Source organism: Polaromonas sp. P1_G1 (assembly GCF_056405595.1).
This window is the reverse complement of the sequence record NZ_JBFUBU010000100.1, coordinates 1-3,305: the sequence shown is the minus strand read 5'-3', so window position 1 is coordinate 3,305 and position 3,305 is coordinate 1. Positions and strand designations below refer to the sequence as shown.

Annotated in this window: 4 protein-coding genes; all 4 read right to left on the bottom strand. The window is 64.8% G+C overall.

Features of this window, described 5'->3' with window-relative positions:
• Window positions 1–106: 106 nt before the first annotated feature.
• Window positions 107–1,321, bottom strand: a complete 1,215-nt coding sequence (locus tag AC1D1Y_RS25785) for an MFS transporter (protein WP_477684859.1) — start codon at window positions 1,319–1,321, stop codon at window positions 107–109.
• A 175-nt stretch (window positions 1,322–1,496) separates the two neighbouring features.
• A complete protein-coding gene (locus AC1D1Y_RS25780; RefSeq protein ID WP_477654921.1) occupies window positions 1,497–1,955 on the bottom strand; it encodes a chemotaxis protein CheX in 459 nt (152 codons plus the stop codon).
• 11 nt (window positions 1,956–1,966) lie between these two features.
• On the bottom strand, window positions 1,967–2,338 hold the full coding sequence (locus tag AC1D1Y_RS25775) for a response regulator transcription factor (RefSeq protein ID WP_477684858.1): 372 nt from the start codon (window positions 2,336–2,338) through the stop codon (window positions 1,967–1,969).
• 57 nt (window positions 2,339–2,395) lie between these two features.
• Window positions 2,396–3,305 (bottom strand): ATP-binding protein (locus AC1D1Y_RS25770; protein WP_477684857.1); only part of this gene is annotated, 910 nt, incomplete at its 5' end.

The window sequence follows — 3,305 nt, the reverse complement described above, 5'->3', positions numbered from 1 at the left end:
GCTTACTTTTCTTTTGGCGAAGCAAAAGAAAAGTGAGTAGCCGCCGGGCTACCCCCGGCCAGCAACCCTCAGCAGAGAGCGCGCCGAGGGAACCGCCTCCTGTCTTTCAAGCGCTACGGGCGCGCCCGCCCTTCTCAGCCCAGGTCCGAGTCCACCGAATCTGCATAACCCGCAACATGACAAGCATCCCCAAAGCCAACGCAGCAAAAAAGAAGAACCCCCACATATAAGTACCAGCATATTGCTTGGACACCCCCATGGCATTGGGCACCAATCCACCGCCGAGCGCACCGATCTCGCCGATCATGGAGCCGGCCACCGCGGTGGCCAGGGGCCAGCGCAGGGGCACCAGTTGAAAGAGCGCGCCGTTGCCCGCGCCCAGGGCCGCAAAGCACAGCATCACCAGCAGCGTGGTGGCCACAAGAGAGCCGCCGGCCAGGCCGCAGGCGACCAGGGTTGCGGCGATGGTGAGCAGCACCACGCTCAGGGTGTTGACGCCGCCCCAGCGGTCGGAGATCCAGCCGCCGAAGATGCGCAATGCGGCGCCCATGAAGGCCGCCAGCATGGACAGCTGGCCCGCCTGCACCTTGCTGACGCCGAACTGGTCGTAGTAGTAGGAGGGCAGGAAGGTGGCCAGGCCGATGAAGCCGCCGAAGCTCACCGCATAGATCAGGCTGAAGGCCCAGCCGTCTTTCTCGAACAGGCAAGCGACGTGCTCGCGCAGCGTGGCGTGGCTGTCCACGTCGTCGGGTTCCTTGGCAAACACGATCATGGCGATCAGCGGCAGCAGCATGGCCACGGCGGCGATGCCGTAGACCGACTGCCAGCCGAAGCGCTGGGCCAGCGCGGGCGCGACGAGCACCGAGACGGCGGTGCCGACGTTGCCGGCGCCGACCAGGCCCATGGCCAGGCCCTTGTAGCGCGGCGGGAAGGAGCCGGAGCCCAGGCTGAGCGCGACGCCGAAGCTGGCGCCGGCGATGCCGAGCAGCACGCCCATGGCCAGCAGGCTGCTGTAGGAGTCGACCACGAAGTAGCCGAACAGCAGCGCCACCATGATCAGGCCCATTTCCACCAGCGTGGCATTTTTGCGGCCTATGTACTGGGCCAGCACGCCCAGCGGAAAGCGCATCAGCGCGCCGGCGAAGATGGGCACCGAGAGCATCACGCCCTTCTGGGTGGGCGAAAGGTTATAGGTCTCGGAAATAAAGGGCGCCATGGCCCCGTTCATGACCCAGATGCAACATGAGAAGGCGAAGTAAAAAAACGCCGCCCCCAGCGTGGGCGCGTGACCGGCCTTGAGAAAACTACGAAACCCCGCCATGGTGCAAGTTCTTTCTGTGAAGATGGTTGATTCACAGAATCAGTGCAAAAAGGGTGCCACCGTGGGGCATGCAAAACGCACCCTTGAAGCGCGGTTTTGGCCTTGGCTCCTGTTTATTTTGGTGCGCCGCACAAAATGCGTGCACCAAGGCCGCCCTGGCAGGCCTGGCGGGTATTCAGTTCTTGCGGTCCATGTCGACGCACACCATGGCCGAATAGTGGTTCCAGCGCAGCGTGATGACATAGGGGCGGGTGCGCACCCGGGCTTTCATGCCCTGCGTGCCCTGCATCTTGACCGGCACCGAGATCTGCAGCTCGGACCCCAGGGCCTTGCGCGCGTTGCCGGCCAGCGTGTTGGCGATCTCGCCCACCGCGTCCAGCAGGTTGCCGTCGCTGAGGTCGGTCTCATGCTGCAGCAGCAAAATCTCGCGCACCAGCTTGCCCGGCATGGAGACCATCACATGGCCGTTGTGGCTGCCTGAAAAGGCCACGATGCCGTTGAATTCAAAGCCTTCGATATCGCCCGTGCCGAGGTAGGCCGAGGTGATCTGCGGCTCTTGGCGGGTTGTGACTTTCAGGTAATGCCGGATCGAGTCGACAAACAGCTTGAGGTCGGTTTCGTTGAGTGTGGCCACAGCGGTCTTCCTTAACGCATGTCGGCGATGTCGAGCAATGCCATCTGCAGCTCTTCATCGGTGAAAGGTTTGGCGACAAAGCCGCGCGCGCSCAGTTTGAGCGCCTGGATGGCCGTCGATTTGTCGCTGAGCGCGCTGACCACCAGAATCTTGACCGTCGGGTCCAGCTTGAGCAGCGCGGAAATGCATTCGATGCCGTCCATCTCGGGCATGGTCAGGTCCATGGTGACGACTTCGGGCCGCGTGGCCCGGGCCAGCCGCACGGCTTCGTGGCCGTTTTTGGCCAGGCCCGCGAGCACGATGCCCTTGATGCCGCCGTTTTGCACCACGCGCGAGATGCGGGTGCGGATCATGTTGGAGTCGTCAACAATCAGCAGTCGCATGGTGAGCCTCCTTTTGCGATTGAGGTGGGTTTTGGATGTGGGTCATATCATGCGGTCTCAGGAAAACACGACCCGGAACTCGGTGTGCTGGCCGGGCGTGCTGGACAGCAGCAGGCGCGCGCCCAGGCTCTGCACGTTGGCCTGCACCAGGTCCAGGCCGACGCCGCGGCCGGCATGCCGGGACGTTCCGCCGGCGGTGGAGAACCCAGGCTTGAAGATGTTCGCGACGATCTGCTTGTCGCTGAAGCTCTGCAACTGCTCGGCGCTGTACCAGCCCAGTTCCAGCAGGCGGCGCCGCACGTCGCCGGCGCTCAGGCCGGCACCGTCATCGCGAACGGTGAGCTGCCACTGCCCGGCCTCGTCCGGGCCCAGCGCCACGCTGACCTGGCCCTCGGCGGCCTTGCCGGCGACCTGTCGCGCGGCGGGCGTTTCCACACCGTGCACCACGGCGTTGCGCAGCAGCTGGATGGCGATCTCGCGCACCAGGTCCATCTTGGCCCGCGGTATTTCAGGCGCGCCGGCCATGCGCAGGTCGGTGTTCACGCGTTTGCCGCAGTCAGCGGCCACCTCGGCCGCCAGTTGCGCGAGCGCCGCATGCAGCCCCTGGGGCGAGTCGCCTGCACCGGACGGCGCGCTATCGCCCGAGCGCTTGCGGCTCAGGGCCTTGAAGGCACCTACCTTGGACAGCAGGTCTTCCAGCGGCAATGGCAGGGCCAGCAGGGCATCGCCGGTGGCCGCCCCGGTGTCCTTGAGTTTTTGCAGTTCGCTCTCAAACTGGTGCGCCAGCGTGGCCAGGATTTCCAGGCCCAGGGAAGCGGCGTCGCCCTTGAAGGCGTGGATGCGGCGGTAGGCGCCGTCCACGGCCTTGAGCACCTGGACTTCGGAGGCCGCCGAAGAAGTGCTGCGCAGCAGGTCGTTGACTTCCAGCAGCGAGGCCTCGGCGCGTTCGACAAAGGCCCGCATGCAT

Excerpts from the sequence above, each read along its gene's own strand:
- AC1D1Y_RS25785 (WP_477684859.1), bottom strand. The coding sequence starts at position 1,321 with ATGGCGGGGTTTCGTAGTTTTCTCAAGGCCGGTCACGCGCCCACGCTG.